General features: G+C 51.5%; 24 protein-coding genes. All 24 read left to right on the top strand.

The features are described 5' to 3' along the window. Window position 1: 1 nt before the first annotated feature. The 24 genes from trxA (at window position 2) to NE473_RS23705 (ending at window position 21,969) form a co-directional block, all read left to right on the top strand. Window positions 2-325: a thioredoxin gene (trxA, locus tag NE473_RS23820; protein WP_341465585.1), complete on the top strand. Its 324-nt coding sequence runs from the start codon at window positions 2-4 to the stop codon at window positions 323-325. 237 nt (window positions 326-562) lie between these two features. Further along, window positions 563-898: an AtpZ/AtpI family protein gene (locus NE473_RS23815; RefSeq protein WP_022031956.1), complete on the top strand. Its 336-nt coding sequence runs from the start codon at window positions 563-565 to the stop codon at window positions 896-898. 20 nt (window positions 899-918) lie between these two features. Then, entirely contained in the window at window positions 919-1,320 is a 402-nt protein-coding gene (locus tag NE473_RS23810; protein WP_055649421.1) for an ATP synthase subunit I, read from the top strand. 51 nt (window positions 1,321-1,371) lie between these two features. Continuing rightward, window positions 1,372-2,073 (top strand): F0F1 ATP synthase subunit A, encoded by a 702-nt coding sequence (gene atpB / locus NE473_RS23805; protein ID WP_022031958.1) that lies wholly within the window; start codon window positions 1,372-1,374, stop codon window positions 2,071-2,073. A gap of 58 nt (window positions 2,074-2,131) precedes the next feature. Continuing rightward, a complete protein-coding gene (gene atpE, locus NE473_RS23800; protein ID WP_002605128.1) occupies window positions 2,132-2,389 on the top strand; it encodes an ATP synthase F0 subunit C in 258 nt (85 codons plus the stop codon). A 43-nt stretch (window positions 2,390-2,432) separates the two neighbouring features. Beyond that, window positions 2,433-2,948 carry a F0F1 ATP synthase subunit B gene (gene atpF, locus NE473_RS23795; RefSeq protein WP_022031959.1) on the top strand — a complete coding sequence of 172 codons (516 nt, stop codon included), beginning with the start codon at window positions 2,433-2,435 and terminating at the stop codon, window positions 2,946-2,948. Next, window positions 2,936-3,484, top strand: coding sequence for an ATP synthase F1 subunit delta (atpH, locus tag NE473_RS23790; RefSeq protein ID WP_022031960.1), 549 nt, complete (start codon window positions 2,936-2,938; stop codon window positions 3,482-3,484). The genes atpF and atpH overlap by 13 nt, the downstream gene beginning before the upstream one ends. A 34-nt stretch (window positions 3,485-3,518) precedes the next feature. Continuing rightward, complete coding sequence (atpA, locus tag NE473_RS23785) at window positions 3,519-5,021, top strand: F0F1 ATP synthase subunit alpha (protein WP_055649420.1); 1,503 nt, start codon at window positions 3,519-3,521, stop codon at window positions 5,019-5,021. 30 nt (window positions 5,022-5,051) lie between these two features. After that, entirely contained in the window at window positions 5,052-5,906 is an 855-nt protein-coding gene (gene atpG / locus NE473_RS23780) for an ATP synthase F1 subunit gamma (protein ID WP_022030482.1), read from the top strand. A gap of 18 nt (window positions 5,907-5,924) precedes the next feature. Continuing rightward, the gene (atpD, locus tag NE473_RS23775) at window positions 5,925-7,316 is read left to right on the top strand and encodes a F0F1 ATP synthase subunit beta (protein ID WP_006776514.1); all 1,392 of its coding nucleotides are present in this window, start codon (window positions 5,925-5,927) and stop codon (window positions 7,314-7,316) included. Between the two features lie 11 nt (window positions 7,317-7,327). Continuing rightward, window positions 7,328-7,726 carry an ATP synthase F1 subunit epsilon gene (gene atpC / locus NE473_RS23770; RefSeq protein WP_006776513.1) on the top strand — a complete coding sequence of 133 codons (399 nt, stop codon included), beginning with the start codon at window positions 7,328-7,330 and terminating at the stop codon, window positions 7,724-7,726. Between the two features lie 193 nt (window positions 7,727-7,919). Then, a complete protein-coding gene (locus NE473_RS23765) occupies window positions 7,920-9,161 on the top strand; it encodes a C40 family peptidase (protein ID WP_055649419.1) in 1,242 nt (413 codons plus the stop codon). Between the two features lie 28 nt (window positions 9,162-9,189). Next, window positions 9,190-10,419, top strand: coding sequence for an N-acetylmuramoyl-L-alanine amidase family protein (locus NE473_RS23760; protein WP_055649418.1), 1,230 nt, complete (start codon window positions 9,190-9,192; stop codon window positions 10,417-10,419). 18 nt (window positions 10,420-10,437) lie between these two features. Further along, window positions 10,438-11,640, top strand: coding sequence for a PspC-like choline-binding domain-containing protein (locus NE473_RS23755; protein WP_055649417.1), 1,203 nt, complete (start codon window positions 10,438-10,440; stop codon window positions 11,638-11,640). 221 nt (window positions 11,641-11,861) lie between these two features. Then, complete coding sequence (gene fliE, locus NE473_RS23750; protein WP_022030486.1) at window positions 11,862-12,170, top strand: flagellar hook-basal body complex protein FliE; 309 nt, start codon at window positions 11,862-11,864, stop codon at window positions 12,168-12,170. Between the two features lie 29 nt (window positions 12,171-12,199). Next, on the top strand, window positions 12,200-13,819 hold the full coding sequence (gene fliF, locus NE473_RS23745) for a flagellar basal-body MS-ring/collar protein FliF (protein WP_055649416.1): 1,620 nt from the start codon (window positions 12,200-12,202) through the stop codon (window positions 13,817-13,819). A gap of 1 nt (window position 13,820) precedes the next feature. Beyond that, window positions 13,821-14,828, top strand: coding sequence for a flagellar motor switch protein FliG (gene fliG / locus NE473_RS23740; protein ID WP_006775059.1), 1,008 nt, complete (start codon window positions 13,821-13,823; stop codon window positions 14,826-14,828). After that, window positions 14,812-15,600, top strand: a complete 789-nt coding sequence (locus NE473_RS23735) for a FliH/SctL family protein (RefSeq protein WP_242866082.1) — start codon at window positions 14,812-14,814, stop codon at window positions 15,598-15,600. The genes fliG and NE473_RS23735 overlap by 17 nt, the downstream gene beginning before the upstream one ends. A 20-nt stretch (window positions 15,601-15,620) precedes the next feature. Further along, on the top strand, window positions 15,621-16,922 hold the full coding sequence (locus NE473_RS23730; RefSeq protein ID WP_055649415.1) for a FliI/YscN family ATPase: 1,302 nt from the start codon (window positions 15,621-15,623) through the stop codon (window positions 16,920-16,922). Window positions 16,923-16,932: 10 nt separating this feature from the next. Continuing rightward, window positions 16,933-17,385, top strand: a complete 453-nt coding sequence (locus NE473_RS23725) for a flagellar FliJ family protein (RefSeq protein WP_006775062.1) — start codon at window positions 16,933-16,935, stop codon at window positions 17,383-17,385. Between the two features lie 33 nt (window positions 17,386-17,418). Continuing rightward, the gene (locus NE473_RS23720; RefSeq protein WP_055649414.1) at window positions 17,419-18,819 is read left to right on the top strand and encodes a flagellar hook-length control protein FliK; all 1,401 of its coding nucleotides are present in this window, start codon (window positions 17,419-17,421) and stop codon (window positions 18,817-18,819) included. Between the two features lie 39 nt (window positions 18,820-18,858). Continuing rightward, a complete protein-coding gene (locus tag NE473_RS23715; RefSeq protein WP_055649413.1) occupies window positions 18,859-19,476 on the top strand; it encodes a flagellar hook assembly protein FlgD in 618 nt (205 codons plus the stop codon). 27 nt (window positions 19,477-19,503) lie between these two features. Continuing rightward, window positions 19,504-19,902: a TIGR02530 family flagellar biosynthesis protein gene (locus NE473_RS23710; protein ID WP_006775065.1), complete on the top strand. Its 399-nt coding sequence runs from the start codon at window positions 19,504-19,506 to the stop codon at window positions 19,900-19,902. 72 nt (window positions 19,903-19,974) lie between these two features. Then, window positions 19,975-21,969, top strand: coding sequence for a flagellar hook-basal body complex protein (locus NE473_RS23705; protein WP_022030491.1), 1,995 nt, complete (start codon window positions 19,975-19,977; stop codon window positions 21,967-21,969). Window position 21,970: the final 1 nt, after the last annotated feature.

Below are 21,970 nucleotides of genomic sequence, written 5' to 3'. Positions count from 1 at the left end.
TATTATGGCAGTAATAACATTTACACAGGAGAATTTTGAGCAGGAAGTTTTAAAGAGCAGTGATATCACGATCGTCGATTTCTGGGCGACCTGGTGCGGGCCATGCAAGATGTTTTCACCAATTATCGACGAGATCGCGGAGGAGAATCATCCGGGGCTGAAGGTTGGCAAGGTGAACGTCGATGAACAGCCGGATTTAGCAGGCCAGTACCGCGTTATGAGCATTCCGACCCTGCTTGTATTTAAAGGCGGCAAGGTTGTGGCAACCAGCGTTGGCGTGCAGAGTAAGAAGGCCGTTCTGGATATGGTAGAAAAGGCCAGATAGCGGGAAAAATAGCAGAAAAAGCCTAAAAAATTTTTAGAATTTGAATAAAAAAGTGGGAACCGGGGTAAGATATAGCAGACTGGCTCCCTCTTTTTTTGTACTAAAAAATGTACAAAACCTCGCAAATTGTATATCATCCAATATTATCCAGTAAAATTTACGTACATAATAGACAAAATCAAAATTTTTAGGTATAATACCATGTATATGTGCAAAATGCAGAAAGCAGGTGGATTCATGCGCCATAAAAAGAGCGTAATGAGGAATATGATGATGGTTACCCAACTGGGTCTCAGCGTCATGGTGCCTGTATTTGTCTGTATTCTTGCCGGCAGCTGGATTGACCGGCATGCCGGAACGAACCTGACAATCTTTTTGATGTTTCTGGGATTTCTGGCAGGCGGCTGGAACGGCTACAAGGTAGCCATGACGACGCTTAAGATGAATGAGCAGGAAGAGAAAAAAGAGGATCAGGAGGCACGCAGGGAGCAGAAGGGAGAGCCGCGTCCGCCGGTGCACAAGCCGAAGCAGAAGAGCCGCGTAAGGAGACATGAGGATGATGAAAAGCTTTAGAAAACAGGAGGATTTGTGAATTGGGGAAGGAAACAAGGAATCTGGTGCTTGAGGTTTCATCGGGAATCGTGATTTTTACCGCGGCAGCCATGCTGGCTGCGCTTATTGTGTATCCGAAGCCGTCGGTTTTTACCGGGCTCCTGCTGGGGATGGTCCTGGCTCTTGCCATGTTTTTTTCCATGGCTGAAGTGCTGGACCGCTCCATGAAAACGGAGGATTCGAAGATTGTCCAGAAACGGACGGTGATCAGTTCGATCATCCGCTATGTCGTGCTTTTTGCTGTTCTGGTTATCGTCGTGGTCTGGTTTCCGGACCAGGTCAATGCGGTTGCCCTAGTAATCGGAGTCCTCGGACTCAAGGCTGGTGCATATCTGCAGCCGGTTATACACAGGATCGTGTCGCGTGGAAAAAAAGAGGAGTAATTTTCGTGTACAGGAGCCGGTGTGATCAAGTAAGAAAGGAGGCTTAAGCGTATGGGCATAGCTAGTGCCAATAATGTGGACTTTATGATCAAGGGCGTTTTCAAGTTTCAGGCATTTGGCCAGGAACTCTGGGTAACAACGACCGAGATCGGTTTAAGTATCGTGACCATTGTCATATTGCTGATCGCAATCGTAACCAGTGTCAAGATGAAGAAAGCGACGGAAGTACCGGGTACATTTCAGAATATCATGGAATTCGCTGTCGAGACGCTTGATAACATGGTAAGCGGAACAATGGGCCATAATGCGAAAAAGTTCGTTAACTATATCGGAACTATATTTATTTTCATATTGTTCTGCAATATTGGCGGCTTATTTGGACTCAGAACACCAACAGGAGACTTTGGTGTAACGTTTATGCTGGGTATCTTCACATTCTGCATTACACAGTATCAGGGTATTAAAAACCATGGGATCGGTCATCTGACGAGCATGTTCAAACCGTTTCCAATCCTGTTTCCGATCAACCTGATCGGAGAGATTACAAATCCACTGTCTCAGGCGCTTCGTCTGTTCGGCAACATGATGTCAGGCGTTGTAATCATGGGATTGTGGTACGGCATGATGCCAATCTTTGTAAAAATTGGTATCCCGTCATTTTTACATGTATATTGTGACTTATTCTCGGGCTGTATACAGACATATGTATTCTGTATGCTGACCATGGTATATGTCAATGATAAGATGGATTAACAATGAAAAAGCGCGGCTGAGCGCGTAATACAAAATTGATTTCAGGAGGAAGTTATCTATGAACGGAATTTCAGGACAGGATTTTATCTTAGGTTGTTCAGCAATCGGTGCGGGCCTTGCGATGATCGCAGGTATCGGACCTGGTATTGGACAGGGTATCGCCGCAGGTCACGCAGCAGCAGCAGTAGGCCGCAATCCGGGCGCAAAGTCTGATATCACATCCACCATGCTTTTAGGCCAGGCCGTTGCCGAGACAACAGGTCTTTACGGTTTCGCTGTCGCTGCTATCCTTATGTTCTTAAAGCCATTCAGCTAAAGAAAAGAACGGATAAGAATAGAGAGCGAGAGGAGGCGAAACCTTGGAACGATTATTGGGATTTGACCCACAGCTGCTTTTCGATGCGTTTGTGACGGGCATTAACGTCTTTATCCTGTTTTTCGCATTATCCTATCTGCTGTTCAATACCGTGCGTGATGTTCTGGAGAGAAGAAGACAGAAGATTGCCGGGGAACTGAAGTCCGCTGCCGATGACAAAGAAGCTGCGAAGGCCATGAAGGAAGAGTACCAGACACGGCTTACCAGCGTCAATAAAGAAGCGGAACAGATATTAGAGGATGCGAGAAAGAGAGCAAAGCAGCGCGAAGCGGAAATACTTACAGAAGCCAGGGAAGAAGCGAACCGCATTATTGAGAGGGGTAACCGCGAAGTAGAGCTGGAGAGAAAGAAAGCGCTTGATGATATGAAGGAACAGATCATCTCCATCGCTTCTGTCATGGCCGGCAAGGTTGTGGCTGCGTCCATTGATACAACGGTATCGGATGCCCTGATTGAGGAAACTTTGAAAGAGATGGGTGAGAGCACATGGCAAAGCTAGTATCAAAAGTATACGGCGATGCATTGTTTGAGGAGTCCATCGAAAAGCAGAGTGTCGACACCCTGTTTTCAGAGGTGAAGGCTTTGCTTGCCATCTGGCGTGAGAACCCGGAACTGGCGGAGCTTCTGGATAATCCGAAGATTGTGAAGGAAGAGAAGATCGGTATTATGACGAACATCTTCGCCGGCCGTGTGTCGGACGATTTGATGGGTTTTCTGGCAGTCATTGTCGACAAGGGCAGACAGAAGGACATTCCTGCAATCTGCACGTATTTTATCGATACGGTCAAAGAGTATAAAAAAATCGGTGTGGCCCGTGTGGCGAGCGCCGTGGAATTAAAGAGTGAGCAGAAAGCCATGATTGAACAGCGGCTTTTAGATACCACGCAGTACGTGGAATTTGAGATGGAGTATTCGGTAGACCCGTCCTTAATCGGAGGTCTGGTTATCCGTATCGGAGACCGCGTCGTGGACTCCAGCATTAAAACTCAGATTAACGAGCTGCACCGTAGCTTGTCAAAACTGCAGTTATCGTAACAAATAGAAAGATAGAAGGAAGGTGCAAACCTTAATGAATTTAAGACCAGAAGAGATCAGTTCTGTCATCAAGGAACAGATTGAAAGATATTCTACAAAGCTGGAAGTCTCTGATGTTGGTACAGTCATTCAGGTAGCGGACGGAATTGCACGTATCCACGGTCTTGAGAACGCCATGCAGGGTGAACTTTTAGAGTTCCCGGGAGAGATCTACGGCATGGTACTCAACCTGGAAGAGGATAACGTGGGCGCCGTTTTACTCGGTGCCGGAGACATCAGCGAGGGCGATACCGTTAAGACGACCGGCCGCGTGGTGGAAGTTCCTGTCGGCGATGCGATGACCGGCCGCGTGGTGAACGCGCTGGGACAGCCGGTAGATGGCAAGGGACCGGTCCAGACAGACAAATTCCGCCAGATTGAGCGTGTTGCTCACGGCGTAATTGACAGAAAATCAGTAGACACGCCGCTTCAGACCGGTATCAAGGCCATCGATGCCATGATCCCCATCGGAAGAGGCCAGCGTGAATTAATCATCGGCGACCGTCAGACCGGTAAGACGGCGATTGCCATCGATACCATTATCAACCAGAAGGGGCAGGGGGTTCACTGTATCTACGTGGCCATCGGCCAGAAGGCTTCTACGGTTGCTACCATTGTTAAGACTCTTGAGGAGTACGGCGCCATGGATTACACCACCATCGTGGTATCCACAGCCTCCGATCTGGCTCCTCTTCAGTATATTGCTCCATACTCCGGATGCGCCATCGGCGAGGAGTGGATGGAGAACGGCGAGGACGTACTGGTTGTTTACGACGACTTAAGTAAACATGCGGCGGCTTACCGTACCCTGTCCCTGCTGCTCAAGAGACCGCCGGGACGTGAGGCATATCCGGGCGATGTATTCTATCTCCATTCAAGACTTTTAGAGAGAGCAAGTAAGTTATCCGACGCGTTGGGCGGCGGCTCCTTAACGGCTCTTCCGATTATTGAGACTCAGGCAGGTGACGTTTCGGCCTATATTCCGACGAACGTGATCTCTATTACTGACGGCCAGATTTATCTGGAGACGGAGATGTTTAACTCCGGTTTCCGTCCGGCCATCAACGCAGGTCTGTCCGTATCCCGTGTAGGCGGCGCGGCTCAGATCAAGGCGATGAAGAAGATTGCGGCTCCGATCCGTGTGGAGCTGGCTCAGTACCGCGAGCTTGCAAGCTTTGCCCAGTTCGGCTCAGAGCTTGATAAAGAGACCACGGAACAGCTGGCACAGGGCGAGAGAATCAAGGAAGTGTTAAAGCAGGGGCAGTATCAGCCGATGCCGGTAGAATACCAGGTCATGATTATTTTCGCTGCCACCAGAAAGCTTTTGCTGGACATTCCTACCCACCGTATCCTTGATTTTGAGAAGGCATTATTCAGCTTCATCGACAGCAAATATCCGCAGATTCCGGCTTCGATCCGTGATACGAAGCAGATTACCGAGGAGACGGATGCGCTGCTGACGAAGGCGATTAACGAGTGCAAGGCGGAGGCTTTTTAACAGGATTGTAATAAAGGCAGGTGAAGAATCATGGCATCCATGAGGGATATCAAACATAGAAAAGAAAGTATTCAAAGCACCGAGCAGATTACGAAAGCCATGAAGCTTGTATCCACCGTGAAGCTGCAGAAGTCCAGAACAAAAGCAGAAGAATCAAAACCATATTACGACATGATGTATGATACGATCTGCTCCATGCTGCGTAAATCCGGCAATATAGAGCATAAGTATTTAAAGGCGGGAGATTCGAAGAAGAAGGCGGTCATCGCCATCACTTCCAACCGTGGTCTGGCGGGCGGTTACAACAACAACATCGTCAAGCTGGTAACGGGAGCGGAAGGTCTGACTCCGGAGAACGCCGTCATCTATGCCATCGGCCGTAAGGGAAAGGATTCATTTGTGAGAAAAGGTTATGAGATTGCCGAGGATTATTCCGAGGTCATCAATGAGCCGATCTACCGCGACGCGGCCGATGTGACCGCGGAGCTCCTGGATGCGTTTGGTCAGAACCAGATTGGTGAAATCTATCTGGCCTACACTTCATTCAAAAATACAGTGACCCATATTCCGACGCTTAAAAAGCTGCTTCCCGTAGAGGCAGGCGACGCAGGCGAAAAGACGGATCTGGTGCTTATGAATTATGAACCGAATGAAGATCAGGTGCTGGATTCCATCATTCCGAAATATATGAGCAGTCTGATCTATGGCGCACTTTTAGAGGCCGTGGCAAGTGAAAACGGTGCCCGGATGACAGCCATGGATTCGGCGACAAATAATGCGGAAGAGATGATTGAAGAACTTGGTTTGGCATACAACCGTGCAAGACAGGGCTCCATTACCCAGGAGCTGACCGAGATCATTGCAGGTGCCAATGCAATATCATAATAATAAAGGAGAAACAAGATGGCAGAACAAAATATTGGTAAGATCACCCAGATCATCGGTGCCGTACTGGATATCAAGTTCAGCCAGGGCAGGCTTCCGAGCATCAATGATGCGATTGACATCACGATGAAAAACGGAAACCGCCTGGTTGTGGAAGTATCCCAGCACCTTGGCGATGATACCGTAAGATGTATCGCCATGGGTTCGACCGATGGACTGGTACGTGGTATGGAAGCCGTCGCAACGGGGGCGCCGATCACAATACCGGTCGGTGAAGAGACCCTGGGACGTATCTTTAACGTACTGGGTGATCCCATCGATAATAAACCAAAGCCGGAAGTGAAAGAGTACTTACCGATCCACAGACCGGCTCCTACATTTGAAGAGCAGTCCACCGAGACTGAGATCCTGGAAACGGGTATCAAGGTAGTCGATCTTCTCTGCCCCTATCAGAAGGGCGGTAAGATCGGTCTGTTCGGCGGCGCCGGCGTAGGAAAAACCGTATTAATCCAGGAACTGATTCGTAACATCGCTACAGAGCACGGCGGATATTCCGTATTCACCGGCGTTGGCGAGCGTACCCGTGAGGGAAACGACTTGTACTATGAGATGCAGGAATCAGGCGTTATCAATAAAACCACCATGGTGTTCGGACAGATGAACGAACCGCCGGGAGCCCGTATGAGAGTCGGACTGACCGGACTGACCATGGCAGAGTATTTCCGTGACCAGGCAGGCAAGGATGTACTGCTGTTCATCGACAATATCTTCCGTTTCACGCAGGCAGGTTCCGAGGTTTCCGCTCTGCTTGGCCGTATGCCATCCGCCGTTGGTTACCAGCCGACCCTGCAGACCGAGATGGGTGCTCTTCAGGAGCGTATTACATCGACAAAGAATGGTTCCATCACATCCGTACAGGCTGTTTACGTGCCGGCCGATGACTTGACCGACCCGGCTCCGGCTAATACATTCGCCCATCTGGATGCGACCACTGTTTTAAGCCGTGCCATCGTAGAGCTGGGTATCTATCCGGCCGTAGATCCGCTGGAGTCCACCTCCCGCATCTTAGACCCGCGTATCGTGGGTGAAGAGCATTACAACGTGGCCCGCGGCGTACAGGAAGTACTTCAGAAGTATAAAGAGTTACAGGATATCATCGCCATGCTGGGTATGGATGAGCTTTCTGAAGAAGATAAGCTTACCGTATCCCGTGCGAGAAAGATTCAGAGATTCTTATCCCAGCCGTTCTTCGTGGCAGGACAGTTTACCGGTCTGGAAGGCCGTTACGTTCCGCTGGCTGATACGATTCAGGGTTTCAAGGAGATTCTGGAAGGCAAACATGACGATATTCCTGAAAGCTATTTCTTAAATGCAGGTAGTATGGATGATGTTCTTGCCCGTGTGAAATAGGGGGTGGGAATATGGCTGATTTATTCAAACTGCATGTGATTACTCCCGAACGGAGATTTTACGATGGAGAAGCTTCCATGGTGGAACTGTCCACGACGGAGGGAGACATCGGTGTATACAGGAACCATATCCCGCTGACAGCCATTGTGGCTCCCGGAGTCTTAAAGATTCACGAGGAGGGCGGGGTTAAGGAAGCAGCCCTGATGTCCGGATTTATTGAGATTCTCCCGGAGAGAATCACCATTATGGCCGAAGTGGCCGAATGGCCGGATGAGATCGATGGCAATCGTGCGGAGGAAGCGAGAATCCGTGCGGAACGCCGCTTAAAGGAAGAGAGCGGTGAAATTGATACCATGAGGGCGGAACTGGCGCTCAGAAGAGCGCTTGTACGACTTTCCCTCAGAAAATAGCGGTTGAAGCGAATGGACCGGTATTCGACACGTAATGTGTTGGATGCCGGTCTTTTTGGGATACAACAGGTTACATAATTTGGAATATTCCGGTAATTTATTCTTAATTTGAAATTATTCTCCAGCTATGGTACACTGATAGCAGCAAACGGTTACGCCTTTTATTATTATGAGATGAGTCAGGGGATTACAAATGATGGGGCATCAGAGACCGGTTCGGTGCTGCCGTTTCCTCCTGTTTGTCACTGCTGCCGTCTGTCTGGGGCAGATGGTTTCCTTTGTATCGGCGGCCTCGCCCATATCCGAAGCGGAGCGGGAGAAGCAGGAGGCGGAGGCAAGGTATGAGGCGGTAAACGGGGAAGCGGAGGAACTGGAGAGAAAAAAGGGGGAAGCCGCCGCGCTGGCCGGCCGGCTGGATAAGGAGCTGACCGGTTTACTGACCGATATGGATCTGCTGGAGACCGACATGGATGATATGACCCGGCAGATCGAGCGGGAGGAAGCGGAATATCAGCGGGCGGAGGAAAAAAGGAAGCGTCAGTACGAGATACTGAAAAAGCGGATTCAGTATATTTATGAAGAAGGTGAAGTTACCTATCTGGATATTCTTCTGAAAGCGAAAACCATTGGTGACGTAATCAACGGGAATGAGTATTTTCAGCAACTCTACGAGTATGACCGGAAGTTAATCACGGAGTACGAGAAGACGAAGTGCGATGCGGGGAACCGGAAGGAAGTGCTGGAGGAGCGGCAGTCGGAGCTTTACAGCTTACGGCAGGAATACGGAGTCCGGGAAAAGACGCTGCGAACCATGATGAAAGAAAAACGGGCAGAGGAGTCTGATTTCGATCTCAGACTCAAGGCCGCCAGGGCGGAAGCGGGAAAACAGGCAGAGGTTATAAGAAGGCGGACAGAGGACATCAGGCTTCTTCGGGAGGAAGAGGAGCGGAGAGCAGAAGAACAGAAGAGGATCAGCGAAGCAGCCCGAAACGAAGCGCAGTGGAGGCAGAGCGGTTCTCAGGGAGCGCAGGGCGGGCCGGGGAAGACGCAGAACGGAGGACCTGGAATCATCAGGAGTACCGGAGGCACAGAATTCGGAAGAAGTGTGGCAGACTATGCACTGCAGTTTGTGGGGAATCCCTATGTGTGGGGCGGTACAAGCTTAACCTCGGGAGCGGACTGCTCCGGATTTGTTCAGTCGGTCTACCGTCACTTTGGTGTATCGATCCCGAGGACGTCTGCGGAACAGGCCGGTTTTGGCAGAGAAATTGCATATGAAGACATGGAGCCGGGAGACTTAGTCTGCTATCCGGGTCACGTAGCCATGTATATCGGCGGCGGAAGAATTGTTCACGCGCGCTCGGCAAAGGCGGGAATCCGGGTGGATGACAATCCTGCATACCGCACGATTGTGTCAATACGAAGGCCGTGGTAAGAGAGAAAAGATAAGAGGGGGAAAGAAAATGAAATACAGAAAAAAGACCGGCAGGCTATGGCTGCTTCTTGCCGCAGTAACGTTCCTGGCAGCCGGATATTCCATGACTGCCTTTGGAGAAGAGGCGATTAAGTCCGTGTCGGTCACCGTCACTTCATCGGTGGAGGCGGAAGCAGATGAGGGCACGGTTTCAGCCACGGCAAACAGTTCAAAGTACCGGGTGGTATCGTGTGATTTCGCAAATTCCAGAGGAAGCTGGAAGGCGGGAGAAACCCCAAAGGTAACCATAGAACTGGAGGCGGAGGAGGGCTACAATTTCAGCTCCATTAACGCAGGAAAGGCCACCGTAAAGGGGGCTGTCTATTCGTCTGCAAAGAAGGGAAGCGACAACCATTCTCTGACACTGTCAGTAAAGCTGAAGGGGGTTAAGGGGACACTGGGGACCGTGGAAAGCGCTTACTGGGAATCGGCGCCGCTGGGCAAGGCGAGATGGAGCAGAGTGGAGAACGCTCCGGCTTATGAAGTAAAGCTGTACTGCGGGGACAGTATGGTATACCGGGTGGAGAAGACGTCTTCCACCAGCTATGACTTCTTTTCCCGGATGACGTCGCGCGGCGATTACTATTTCAAGGTGAGGGCTGTGGCAAAGACTGCGTCGGAAGCAGATTATTTAAAGGCGGGAGAATGGACGGAGTCAGACAATCAGGAGATTACAAAACGGGATGCCGAAGCCGCAGAGGCCCGGAATTCCTCAGGGAACGGCGGTTCCGGCAGCAGTTTTGGCAGCGGCAGCCAGGGTCCCGGTCAGGGAAACGGTCCCGGTTCCCGAAGTCCCGGATGGGAGCAGGACAGAAACGGCTGGTGGTACCGGAATGCAGATGGGACCTATCCGGTGAACAGCTGGCAGCTGATCAACGATAAATGGTATCTGTTTAACATGGATGGTTACATGCTGACCGGCTGGCAGACGAAGAACGGTCACGAATACTATCTGACCAGCAACGGAGACATGGTGACAGGCTGGCTCCAGGACAACCGGGTGTGGTATTATCTGGATCCGCAGGTGGGAAAGGTGTCAGGCGGATGGCTTCAGCAGGGCAGTGACTGGTACTATCTGAATCCGGACGGCAGTATGGCGGTCGGCTGGATCCGGTATAAGGATAACTGGTATTATCTGGATCCGGATAACGGACGCATGGTGAAGGACAGGATGGTAGAGACGTATTACATTAATTCAGATGGTATCTGGATACCGTAGCAGACAGGAGGATAAGATATGTTACGCAGGTTAAGACAGGCCGCGGCGGCAGTTCTGGCGTGCGGCTTGCTGACGGCAGCACTGCCGAATGCTTCAGGAACGGTTTGGGCCGCTGTGAAAAATGAGACGAGAACACCGATTACTTCCGTATCGATTACGGTGCGTTCCGATGTAAAGGCCGACTACGATCTGGATGCAGCCACAGTCTATGTGACGACTGACAGCAGTCTCTACACCATCGGCGCATATACGTGGGTGAACGGCAATAAAGAATACTGGGAACCGGGAGATGTGCCGAAAGTGCAGATAGAGATCCATGCCAGAAGCGGCTGCTATTTCGAAAAGACGACGGGGGCGGGGAAGTTCCAGATTACGGGGGCAGCCTATGCTTCGGTAAAACGCCAGAATAATAACGAGACGCTTCTTTTAACAGTTAAACTGACACCGGCTTCCGGCACGCTGGATATTCCCAATTCCGCGGAATGGGTTGGTTATCCGCTGGGAAAAGGAACCTGGGAAGCGGTTCCTTACGCCGGGGCATATGAACTGAAGCTGTACCGTGACGGTCAGATGATTCAGGGAGTGGCAAAGGTCAATGCCACCACATACGATTTCTATCCTTTTATGACTCAGGCAGGCCGTTACCAGTTCCGTGTCCGTGCAATTCCAAAGGATACGGAGGAGCAGGGCTATATTACCAGCGGTGACTGGGTATATTCCGATGAACAGGACATTGATGATGATCAGACATACAGCCAGGGCGGGGGCAGACAGAATTCAAATCTGACGCCGGCCAATATCGGCTGGGTAAAGAATTCGGATGGCTGGTGGTACCGCAATGCGGATGGAAGCTATCCGGCAAACACGTGGCAGAACATTGACGGGGCATGGTATCTGTTTGATTACGATGGTTACATTTTAACCGGCTGGCAGCTGAAAAACGGTAAATATTACTACCTTGACAGCAATGGAGCGATGCAGACCGGCTGGTTCCAGGATAACCGGAAATGGTATTACCTGTCAGACGACGGAAGCATGCAGACCGGATGGCTGACACTGGGCGGCAGTACTTACTATTTCGACGGTGACGGGAGCATGCATACTGGCTGGCTTCTGGACAGCGGAAAATGGTACTACTTCGCGCCGGATACCGGAGCTATGGTGCGCGGGACGAGTGTGGGCGGTTATTACCTGAATTCCGACGGAGTGTGGGTTCACTGAAAGAAGTAAATTAGACTATCATAGTTGATGGCTGAAACAGAAAACAGCCATGTAACCATGATAGTCTTTTTTTGGAAAATTATGGAAAAATGTAAGAATTATTACAAAAACATACATTTTTCTTAAGTTTTAAGTTGACGTAACGATTTTAAAAAGTTATACTGAAAATAGCCAAATTTTGTAACCAAAAGCAAAATTACAGGGGTGTTTGGAGGGGAATTATGTTTATAGTGCCGATAACGAGGCTGGAGGGTCCGGCATCTCTGGAGGAGATGAAAAAACTGGACAAAGCCCCGCAAAAGCAGGGAAAGAGCAGCTTTCAGAATATATTGACGGATGCGGTCAGGGAAGCGGATCAGGCGGTGAAAGATACCAGAGAGATGGATGTGAAGCTTGCGGCCGGTCAGATCGATAATTTACATACAGCATTGATTCAGGCAGAACAATCCGCTGCTGCGATCGAGTTTACGACACAGCTGACCAGTAAGGCAGTCAGTGCGTACACTCAGATTATGGGAATGCAGATTTAAAATAACGGAAAGATAGCAGTGGTGGAATTATGGGTGTGAAAGACAAAGTGAAAACGGCAGTCGAGGGCAGCGGTACGGTCGGCCGTCTTTTGGGCAGCAAAAAAAGGAAAGCAGCGGCGGCGGGAGTTCTGGCGGCGGTCATCGTCGCTCTGGCGGCGGCAATCCTGTTAAATACAAATAAAGCCGGAGAGTACGTGGTACTTTTCCCGGGAATTTCAAGAGAAGAGAATAATGAAATACTCGCAGTGCTGAACGGTCGTGGAGTAGGCGCGAAGAGAAATGCAGAAGGAGAAGTGACGGTTCCGGAGAACCAGGTCGGTGACATTATGCTTGATATGTCAGAACTGGGATATCCGAAAACGGCACTTCCTTTTGACATTTTTTCGGATAATATGGGATTTACCACGACAGAATTCGAGAAGCGCCAGTATCTTCTCCTGAATCTTCAGGACAGAATTGAACGGACCCTGAAGGACATGAACGGCATTAAGAATGCGATAGTGACGCTGAACGTATCCGATGACAGCAACTATGTGTGGGACGATCAGGGGGCCGACAGTACGGGGGCCGTTTCCCTGACCCTGATGCCCGACTGTGAACTGTCGCCGGAAAAAGTGGGGGCCATCAAGAACCTGATTGCCAACAGCGTTCCCAGGCTGCTTCCGGAGAATGTAACCGTAGTCAATGCGGAGACGATGCAGGAGATGGTGTCTGACGATGTGGGCGGACTGACCAGCTACGGTCTGGGCCGTCTGGATTTTGAGACAAAGGTGGAAAAGCGCCTTCAGGACAAGATCATGAATGTGCTGACCCTGGCGTATCCGCCGGGACAGATTCGGGTATCTGCGACGGTGGTTATCGATTACGATAAGATGATCACCGAGGATCTGCAGTATGAGCCTCAGGACAACGGTCAGGGCGTGGTGGAGCACTATAAGACTGGACAGTCGGTAAACGGCCAGGGCGGAGGCGCCGGCGGCGTGGCCGGAGAAGAGAACAACACGGATATTCCAACGTATGGAGCGGCGGGAACCGGAGGAGCCAATGGGGCCAACGGGGATTATTACCGCGATGTGGACTATCTGGTAGGATATATCAAGAAACAGATTGAGAAGGACAACGTAAAGCTGCAGAAGGCGACTGTGGCGATTACCGTGAATGACAGTAATCTGACAGAGTCAAAGAAGCAGCAGCTGATCGATGCGGCGTCGAAGGCCGCCAATATCGCGCCGGAAGACATTGTAGTATCCAGCTTCCAGCAGATTGCATCGGATAAAACTCCGGAACCGGAAAAACCGGTAATTCCGGTGACGGCTCCTGGTGTCGGGGGAATCGATCCCCGTATTCTGATAGCGGGAGCTGCGGCCGGTATTTTCCTGTTCCTTGTACTTTTGTTCCTCATTTTACGCCACAGGAAAAAGAAACAGAGAAAAGAAGACCAGGAGCTGTTCGGACCCTTTGAGGGGGAGGCCGTTGAGCTGGATCGTGATATCGCGGAGCGCGCCGAAGAGAGCGCGGTAGAAAACCGTCTTACCAATATTCCCGTAAAACCACAGGATCCGGTAAATCAGGTCCGCTCCTTTGCGGAGGACAACCCTGAGATCATTGCATCTATGATAAGCAACTGGCTGAAGGAGGATAAGAAGTAGTATGCCGGCAGAAGAAAGAAGACCAGCAGAAAAAGCTGCGGCCGTCATATCCATGCTCGGTACGGAACGGGCCTCCGAGGTGTTCCGGTATCTGACAGAGAATGAAGTGGAACAGCTGTCCATGGAGATTACAAGGCTTCCTCACCTGGCACCGGATGAGATGGAAGATATAGCCAAGGACTTTTACAATTGTTGTGTGACGGAAAAGGTGATTACCGAGGGCGGAAAAGACTACGCCAAGGAAGTGCTGGAAAAGGCATTCGGCCAGCAGCAGGCGAGAAATTTAATGGACCGGGTCAGCAAGGCGCTTAAGACCAAGGCGTTCAGTTTTATCAGAAAAGTAGATTATAAGACACTGATGACCGCGATACAGAACGAGCATCCGCAGACACTGGCGCTGATCCTTTCCTACGCCACTCCGGAGCAGGCGTCCAAGATTATCGCGAATCTTCCTCAGGAGACGCGGGTGGATGTGGTGGAACGCATCGCTGCCATGGACAGGGCTCTGCCGATGGCCATCAAGATTGCGGAAGAGGTGCTGGAGAAGAAGATCGGTTCCTCGTCCTCGGAAGAGACCATGGAAGTGGGCGGACTCAATTATATCGCCGATATTATGAACCATGTGGACCGCAGCACGGAGAGAGATATTTTTGATGAGCTGAACCTTAAAAATCCCCAGCTTGCCGAGGATGTGCGCAAGCTGATGTTTGTATTTGAAGATATTGCATATCTGGATCCGCTGTCGATCCAACGTTTCTTAAGAGAGACCGATTCCAAGGACCTGGCGGTCGCATTAAAGGTATCCAACAAAGATGTGATGAATGCGATATTCGCCAACATGTCAAACCGTATGAGGGAATCCATACAGAGCGATATGGAGTATCTGCATAATATCCGAATGAGCGATGTGGAAGAGGCGCAGCAGAGAATCGTGGCTGTGATCCGCCGTCTGGAGGAAGAGGGGGAGATCGTAATCTCCAAGGATGGAAAGGATGAGATCATTGTATAGGGTAATCAAGTCCGGACAGACGGTGCTGGGAGAAGGAAGGGTTCCTGCCTATCAGATGCCCGGCCCCAGCGCAGATCAGGCGGAAACGGCCAACGGGGAACCGGAAACTGCAGTTCAGGAAGCTGCCGATGGTTCGATCCCCCGGTATGCGCTGATTTCTGAAGAAAAGAGAAAGATTCTGGAACATGCCAGAAGCCAGGCGGAGCAGTCTGCCGCCAGGATTTTAGAGGAAGCCTACGCCCAGCGGGACAAGATTGTGAATACGGCTCTTGCGGAGGCGGAACGGCTGAAAAAGCAGGCGGAGGAAGAGGGCTATGAGGACGGTATCAACCGGGCTGAAGCGGACATTTCCACGGGCCTGGTCAGGATTGGACAGGCCGTGGAACAGGCAGGGCGCCGGCTGGAAGAGCACTCGGAGGAGATAAAGGCCGGGATTACAGAGATGGCCCTCATGATAGCAGAAAAAATTCTGCAGAGAGAAGTAGACGCCGGCAGAGCGGGGCTGGCCGATATGGTGGAGCAGGCGGTGTTGTCGGAGCGGGATAAGAATGAGATCACCGTGCATTTGTCAGACGACTCCATCGCCCTGGTGGAAGAACTGGAGAGACGCCTGGAACCATTGAGAGACCGAAACGGCGGATATGTCCGCATCAGACCGGAACAGCAGCAGCCCGGCTATGTGCAGATTGAGACGGAGGAAGGGATTGTGGACGCCTCCGTGTTTGTGCAATTGGAGAATTTAAAACGGCAGCTGGCGGAATTACTGAAATAGTGAGACAGGCGGCGCATAAGATGATAGAGAGTGTGAGACAGGCGGTTCAGAACGCCAATTTGTATACCTATCTGGGGAAGATAGACAAGATTGTGGGGACTACGGTGGAATCCATGGGACCTGCCTGCAGAATCGGTGATGTCTGCACCATCGATGTTCCGGGAGGCAGTCCGCCGGTAATGGCTGAGGTGGTGGGATTTCGTGAAAACCGGGTGCTTTTAATGCCCTATGAAGAGACAGAGGGCATCGGCTACGGAAGCGCGGTCCGCAATACGGGAGAACGGCTTTTGATACCGGTATCCAATGAGTTAATCGGCCGTACCGTGGATGCCATGGGAATGCCGATCGACGGCCAGGGTCCTTTGGGGGAGGTCGCTTATTATCCCATAACCGGCAAACGCTCCAACCCCATGGAGCGGCCCAGAATTGATACTGTGATCCAGATGGGAGTCAAGGCCATAGACGGGCTCTTAACCATTGGAAAGGGACAGAGAATGGGGATCTTCGCCGGAAGCGGCGTCGGTAAAAGCACGCTGATGGGCATGATTGCCAAGAATGTGAAGGCGGATGTCAATGTCATTGCCCTGGTCGGGGAGAGAAGCCGCGAGGTTGTGGAGTTCATTAACCGGGATCTGGGAGAAGAGGGATTGAAGCGCTCTGTTCTGGTGGTGGCCACCTCCAACCAGTCGGCAATGATGCGTTCCAAATGCACCATGACGGCGACGACGATCGCAGAGTACTTCAAAGATCAGGGAATGGATGTTCTGCTGATGATGGATTCCCTTACACGGTTTGCCATGGCACAGCGGGAAGTGGGGCTGAGCATTGGAGAGCCGCCGGTGGCGAGGGGATATACCCCTTCCATTTACTCGGAGCTTCCCAAGCTGTTAGAACGGTCAGGCAATTTTGAGATGGGATCCATCACCGGAATCTACACGGTTCTGGTGGAGGGGGACGATGCCAACGAACCGGTGTCCGATACGGTGCGGGGCATCATTGACGGTCATATCATGCTGTCGAGAAAGGTGGCGACACAGAACCGGTATCCGGCGATCGACATCTTATCCAGCGTCAGCCGTCTGATGAGCGACATCGTGATGCCGGAGCACAAGGAGGCAGCAGGGAAGATCCGAAAACTTCTCTCCGTCTATGAGAGCAACATCGATCTTGTTTCGATCGGAGCGTATAAGAAGGGGACGAATAAGGAACTGGATGACGCGCTGATGAGAATTGATAAAATATATGAGTTTCTGCAGCAGAAGACGGATGAGAGCTTTACTCTGGATGAGGCCGTCATACGTATGATTCAACTGACCGAATAGAGGGAATTTTATGAAAAAGTTTGCATTTTCACTGGAGCGTATGCTGAATTTTCAAAGCCAGAATCTGGAGAAGGAGATGGGAATCCTGGGCCGTATGACTGCAGAGCGGGATGCGCTGGAAGCACGGAAACGGGATATGGCTGAGAAAGCCGCCGGTATACAGGCGGAGATCGCCAGGCGGGAGGCGGAAGGAACAACGATATTTATGCTGAAAGCCTGTTACTCCATTCTGGAAAGTGCAAGAAACCAGCTGGAGGAGCTGGAGAAAGAACGGAAGCTTTTGCAGGCAGGTCTGGAACGGCAGCGTCAGGTAGTGACGGAGGCCTCCAGAGAAGTAAAAAAGCTGGAAAAGCTGAAGGAAAAACAGTTAGAGGAATACCACCGCGGTGAAGCGAAGGAGCAGCAGGAAACCATAGCGGAACATGTTGCGGGAAATTTCGTACGTCGTGGTGCTTCCCAATAAATATGTCACAGAGAGAAAGGCGGTGAGAAGAAAATGAATATGGAAACAGCCATGAAAGCTTCGGTTACCGGCTGGAAGCAGCAGGTAACTGCGGATCATGGAAAAGGCAGAGCGGCAGGTAAAGCGAATTTTGCCGATACCTTCAGCGAGATGCTAAAGACGGGGAAAAAAGCCGCAGAGGACAGAACTCAGTCACAGAGCGCACGGAAGACGCCTGAGATTCAGACTGGTTCGAAAACCGATGACACCGGTAATGATACGGTGAGGGCTGAGGCTTCCGGACCGGCAGATACCAGGGCTGAGAAGGCTCCGGAAAAGAAGCCGGATACGAAAAAGATGGAAGATTCTGCACAGGAAGAAGCGGGAAAAACGGCAGATCTGGAAATCATGGCAGAGCAGGCAGCAGTTATGGCGGAAGCTCCGGCCGTGCCGCTGATAAACGGTGCGAACGCAGAAGAAGACGGGCTCCAGGCGGGAACGGAGGCAGGCAGCGTATCGGATCAGACGGAAGCTGCAGCAGTACCGGGATCCGGTACAGGCGCCGGATACGAGGCGGTTCAGGCGGCAGCCGCAGAAAATGCGGGTGCATCAGACGCAGTCAATACCCGGGAGATGCGTTTCCAGCCGGCAGCACAGAAAGTGGAGGAAACGGAAAACGGGCAGAAGACAGAAGCCGTGAAGTCAGCAGAAGCGGAGCATACGGCTCTGGCCGGTCACCTGCCGGTTTCAGATGGGAACGGTGCAGGCAGAGAGGAAGGAAGCTTTTCCGATTTGCTGAAGGGCCATTCGGAACAGATGAAGGCCATGGGAACCGGAACGCAGGTACAGACAGAAGAGGAGACCGTTTCTGACGATGCGATGGACAACCGGATGCTGGAGGAACTGAAAAAGAATTCAGACGGAAAAGGCATGTCGTTTCAGGACAGGCTAAGCGTATCGCAGCAGGGCGCGTTAAAGGGCGTGCCGACGGTGGACAATACCGCTTCCGATCTGCACACACCGGTAGCAGAACAGCTGAAGGCAGGGGTAGAACAGGGCATGAAACGGGAATTGTCGGAATTCACCATCAAGCTGAAGCCGGAGGGCCTGGGAGAGATCGTCGTACATATGGCAAGCGCAGGCGGCAGGACATCGGTCAGCATCGGAGTGGCCAATCCGGAGACGGAGAAGCTGGTTAACAGCCAGATGATGAGCCTGAAGGAGATGCTGGAGCCGCTTCATGCAGAGGTGGAAGAGGTATATCACAACAGCCAGGGCGGAATGGATTTTGCAGGATTCGGCCAGGAGCTCTATCAGAATCAGGGGCAGCAGGCCCGGGGACATTACCGCCGCGGCGTGAATCAGGGATTGATGGCGGACGACGGAGTGTTTATACAGGAGACAGAGCGAATGGCGGCGGAGAGCCTGGTTCGCAGACTGTATGCGTATGTGTAGCCGCCCCATGAGTAAGGAAATGAAGAGAAAAGGAGAGACATGTCAGTACAGATACCAGAATATTCAAATCCGTACCTGAGAACCGCCTCCTCCGGAAGCAGCGGACCGGGAGTGCCGGGAGGTGCTGCACCGGCAAAGGCATCTGAGGATGGTGAGAAAGAAACAGAAGGTACAAATGGCGCGTCGGGAAACGGAGACGTCATAGATGCTGTGTTTGGCGATGCATCCGATAAAGCCGTCAGCATGGAGGATTTCCTGACTCTGATGGTAGCCCAGCTGAAAAATCAGGATTTTATGAATCCGGTGGATGACACCCAGTATGTGACGCAGCTGGCCCAGATATCGACCATGCAGCAGATGGAAGAGATGGCGTATAACGCCAAGAGTACCTATGTGACCTCACTTGTGGGCAAGACGGTTACGGCTGCCAAATTTACGGTCGCCGGGGACTTAAAGAAGACGGAAGGCGTCGTAAACAAGGTTTCCCTGCTGGACGGAAAATTTGTGATCTATGTGGAAGGAGAATCCTACGGCATGGATGAGATCATGGAGATCAGGACAGAGGCGCCGGAGAAGGACGGAACTGAGCCCCCGGATTCTGAAGGCAGCGGAGACGGGGCTGGAGAGGATCCCGGCGACAAGGATTCAAAGATATGAGCATCAGTGCAGTAAGGAGGTAAGAGAATGGATTCCATGATATATAACAAAATGCTTCATACCCCCATATGTACCGGAAAACCGTGGGAAGCCGCCAGGAATAAACCGGCGGAGGGCACGGAAGGCGGCAGCGCGTTTAAAGAGCTGCTGGAACAGAAACTAAAGGAAGAAAGCCAGGTGACGTTTTCTAAACATGCCGTGGAGCGGGTGATGGAGCGAAGCGTGGATGTGTCCTCTGATAAGCTGGAACGGCTGAATGAGGGGGTAAAACTGGCCGGAGAAAAGGGGCTTAAGGCTCCGTTAATCCTGATGGATTCCACGGCATTTGTTGTAAATGTAAAGAATAACAAAGTAGTAACTGTTGTGAACGAAGAAAGCTTAAAAGGCACTGTATTCACAAACATTGACGGAACCGTTATGGTATAGCCGGTCCTTTTGGAGGCTATTCTTACCCCGATTGACGGACGGGTAAGGCGGTTAGAAAAGGAGATATCAACTATGTTAAGATCATTGTATTCCGCAGTGTCCGGTATGAAAGCGCACCAGACAAAGCTGGATGTTATCGGCAATAATATTGCCAACGTAAATACGTACGGATTCAAATCCAGCCGCGCGCGTTTTCAGGATGTATTCTATCAGACATTACAGAGCGCAGCAGGCGGCGACAACAATAAAGGAGGAACCAATGCCAGCCAGGTTGGTTACGGTTCCCAGTTAGGCGGCATCGATCTGGATATGAGCCGTTCGGCGCTGCAGTCCACAGGCAGACCCCTGGACGTGGCGATTACAGGCGAGGGATTTTTCCAGGTCATGGATGCAGATGGAAATATCTTCTACACGAGAGCAGGAAACTTAATGCTGGATTCCAACAGCGGCAACCTGGTGGATTCCAACGGCTACACGGTACTCGGCGTATCCGGTGATCCGCTGGGCAAGGCGCCATCCTCCGACAAGATCCATTTGAACATTCCGACCAAGTCCAGCGGACTGGCATCGAAGACGCTGACGATCAACGGAACCCAGTTTACGATCACCTCGGAGAAGGCCACAACGGATGCCAACGTATCCATCACCTTTAAGGCGGAGGACAATCTGCCTTCCGGTTCCGATATCGTTGTGAATCCATCCGATATCAACGATTCCAGCATCACGGTGCATGTGAATAAAAATGCTATCTTTACGAGTCTTTCAGACTTTAACAGCAAGATGAACAGCGCCATCACCCGCGGCTGCGGCGGAAAGGCCCATCCGGGCGGTAACTTTACCATCACCGCGACACCGGCGGAGAATGTGTTCCAGAAACCGCTGACCGGCGCGGAGCTCTTAGGCGACCACTTTGGAATTAACGAAGGAACCTTCGAATTTGTCACCTCCACAGATGCGGCTGACGGAATCTTCGGCGGACTGAAGTTTTCCGGCATGAGCACGAGTCCTGCCTTTGACGCGGCGGGTCCGGTGGACTTTAAATCAGAACTGAGGCCGGGTACAGGCGGAAAGATGGCCTGGGTTGTGACGGCCACGGTGGACGGACGGGAGTTTGTCGGCGAAATAAATGAGAACACCACAACTGCAGGCAAGATGTGGCTGAAGGAAGCCGGAACGGGGCAGTACATCGAGATGAGCCATCCGGGTTATACGGCGATCACTTCTTCGTTTAATGCAGGCACGGGAAATACGGCGCAGTCTTTTCACAATGTGACGATGCCGGCGGCAGCGGGGACCGGTTTTTTCAACAAGAGTATGAGCCTTAAGGATTACGGCACCTCGGGAATCAACCCCGGTGACGACATTGAATACAGCGCGGTAAAGATACCTGCCAGCGCGGGCAATAAGGCAAAATGGCATGTAACTGCGGTAAGCGGCGGCAAGACGTATTCCGGTGATATCAGCGAAGGCGATGCGGCCGGAGACCTGGTGCTTACGGAAGAAGGCGGCGGGACTCTGACCATCGACCATAAGGGCTATTCAGACATTAACACCGCATTTTTAAACGCAGATGAGGCAGATAAGACATACGCTTCCTTTGTGCCGAAGGATCATGCAGGAACCATCACCGCGGCTACGCAGTCCAACGATGCAGGACTTGGAAGCGGAACATTTACACTGGAAAATGGTACGGAGGGCGGTGCGATCTCCCTTTCCGGCGCATCGATCGCCATTCTGGGAAACGGTATCATTGAGGCAACCCATCCGGATAAGGGCAAAATCCAGATCGGCCGTATCGATCTGGTCACCTTTGAAAACCCGTATGGACTGGAGGAAAGTGGAAATTCCTACTTCCGGGCGACCTCCAACTCCGGTGAGGCCAAGGCCTGCCAGGCCGGTGAGGACGGAACGGGAGCGTTAAAGACCTCCTCACTGGAGATGTCCAATGTGGATATTTCCACTGAGTTTTCCGACATGATCGTAACACAGAGAGGCTTCCAGGCCAACTCACGTATCATTACAGTATCAGACTCGATTCTGGAGGAACTTGTAAACCTGAAGCGATAAC

Origin of the sequence: Hungatella sp. SL.1.14, assembly GCF_024460495.1 — a bacterium.
Lineage (GTDB): Bacteria > Bacillota > Clostridia > Lachnospirales > Lachnospiraceae > Hungatella > Hungatella hathewayi.
This window is presented reverse-complemented; position numbering and strand designations above follow the sequence as displayed.

Excerpts from the sequence above, each read along its gene's own strand:
- NE473_RS23765 (WP_055649419.1), top strand. The coding sequence starts at position 7,920 with ATGATGGGGCATCAGAGACCGGTTCGGTGCTGCCGTTTCCTCCTGTTT.
- NE473_RS23755 (WP_055649417.1), top strand. The coding sequence starts at position 10,438 with ATGTTACGCAGGTTAAGACAGGCCGCGGCGGCAGTTCTGGCGTGCGGC.
- fliE (WP_022030486.1), top strand. The coding sequence starts at position 11,862 with ATGTTTATAGTGCCGATAACGAGGCTGGAGGGTCCGGCATCTCTGGAG.
- NE473_RS23725 (WP_006775062.1), top strand. The coding sequence starts at position 16,933 with ATGAAAAAGTTTGCATTTTCACTGGAGCGTATGCTGAATTTTCAAAGC.
- atpD (WP_006776514.1), top strand. The coding sequence starts at position 5,925 with ATGGCAGAACAAAATATTGGTAAGATCACCCAGATCATCGGTGCCGTA.
- atpB (WP_022031958.1), top strand. The coding sequence starts at position 1,372 with ATGGGCATAGCTAGTGCCAATAATGTGGACTTTATGATCAAGGGCGTT.
- NE473_RS23710 (WP_006775065.1), top strand. The coding sequence starts at position 19,504 with ATGGATTCCATGATATATAACAAAATGCTTCATACCCCCATATGTACC.
- NE473_RS23715 (WP_055649413.1), top strand. The coding sequence starts at position 18,859 with ATGTCAGTACAGATACCAGAATATTCAAATCCGTACCTGAGAACCGCC.
- fliG (WP_006775059.1), top strand. The coding sequence starts at position 13,821 with ATGCCGGCAGAAGAAAGAAGACCAGCAGAAAAAGCTGCGGCCGTCATA.
- NE473_RS23730 (WP_055649415.1), top strand. The coding sequence starts at position 15,621 with ATGATAGAGAGTGTGAGACAGGCGGTTCAGAACGCCAATTTGTATACC.
- NE473_RS23720 (WP_055649414.1), top strand. The coding sequence starts at position 17,419 with ATGAATATGGAAACAGCCATGAAAGCTTCGGTTACCGGCTGGAAGCAG.
- atpG (WP_022030482.1), top strand. The coding sequence starts at position 5,052 with ATGGCATCCATGAGGGATATCAAACATAGAAAAGAAAGTATTCAAAGC.
- atpA (WP_055649420.1), top strand. The coding sequence starts at position 3,519 with ATGAATTTAAGACCAGAAGAGATCAGTTCTGTCATCAAGGAACAGATT.
- atpE (WP_002605128.1), top strand. The coding sequence starts at position 2,132 with ATGAACGGAATTTCAGGACAGGATTTTATCTTAGGTTGTTCAGCAATC.
- NE473_RS23705 (WP_022030491.1), top strand. The coding sequence starts at position 19,975 with ATGTTAAGATCATTGTATTCCGCAGTGTCCGGTATGAAAGCGCACCAG.
- NE473_RS23815 (WP_022031956.1), top strand. The coding sequence starts at position 563 with ATGCGCCATAAAAAGAGCGTAATGAGGAATATGATGATGGTTACCCAA.
- fliF (WP_055649416.1), top strand. The coding sequence starts at position 12,200 with ATGGGTGTGAAAGACAAAGTGAAAACGGCAGTCGAGGGCAGCGGTACG.
- NE473_RS23760 (WP_055649418.1), top strand. The coding sequence starts at position 9,190 with ATGAAATACAGAAAAAAGACCGGCAGGCTATGGCTGCTTCTTGCCGCA.
- NE473_RS23735 (WP_242866082.1), top strand. The coding sequence starts at position 14,812 with ATGAGATCATTGTATAGGGTAATCAAGTCCGGACAGACGGTGCTGGGA.
- atpC (WP_006776513.1), top strand. The coding sequence starts at position 7,328 with ATGGCTGATTTATTCAAACTGCATGTGATTACTCCCGAACGGAGATTT.
- atpH (WP_022031960.1), top strand. The coding sequence starts at position 2,936 with ATGGCAAAGCTAGTATCAAAAGTATACGGCGATGCATTGTTTGAGGAG.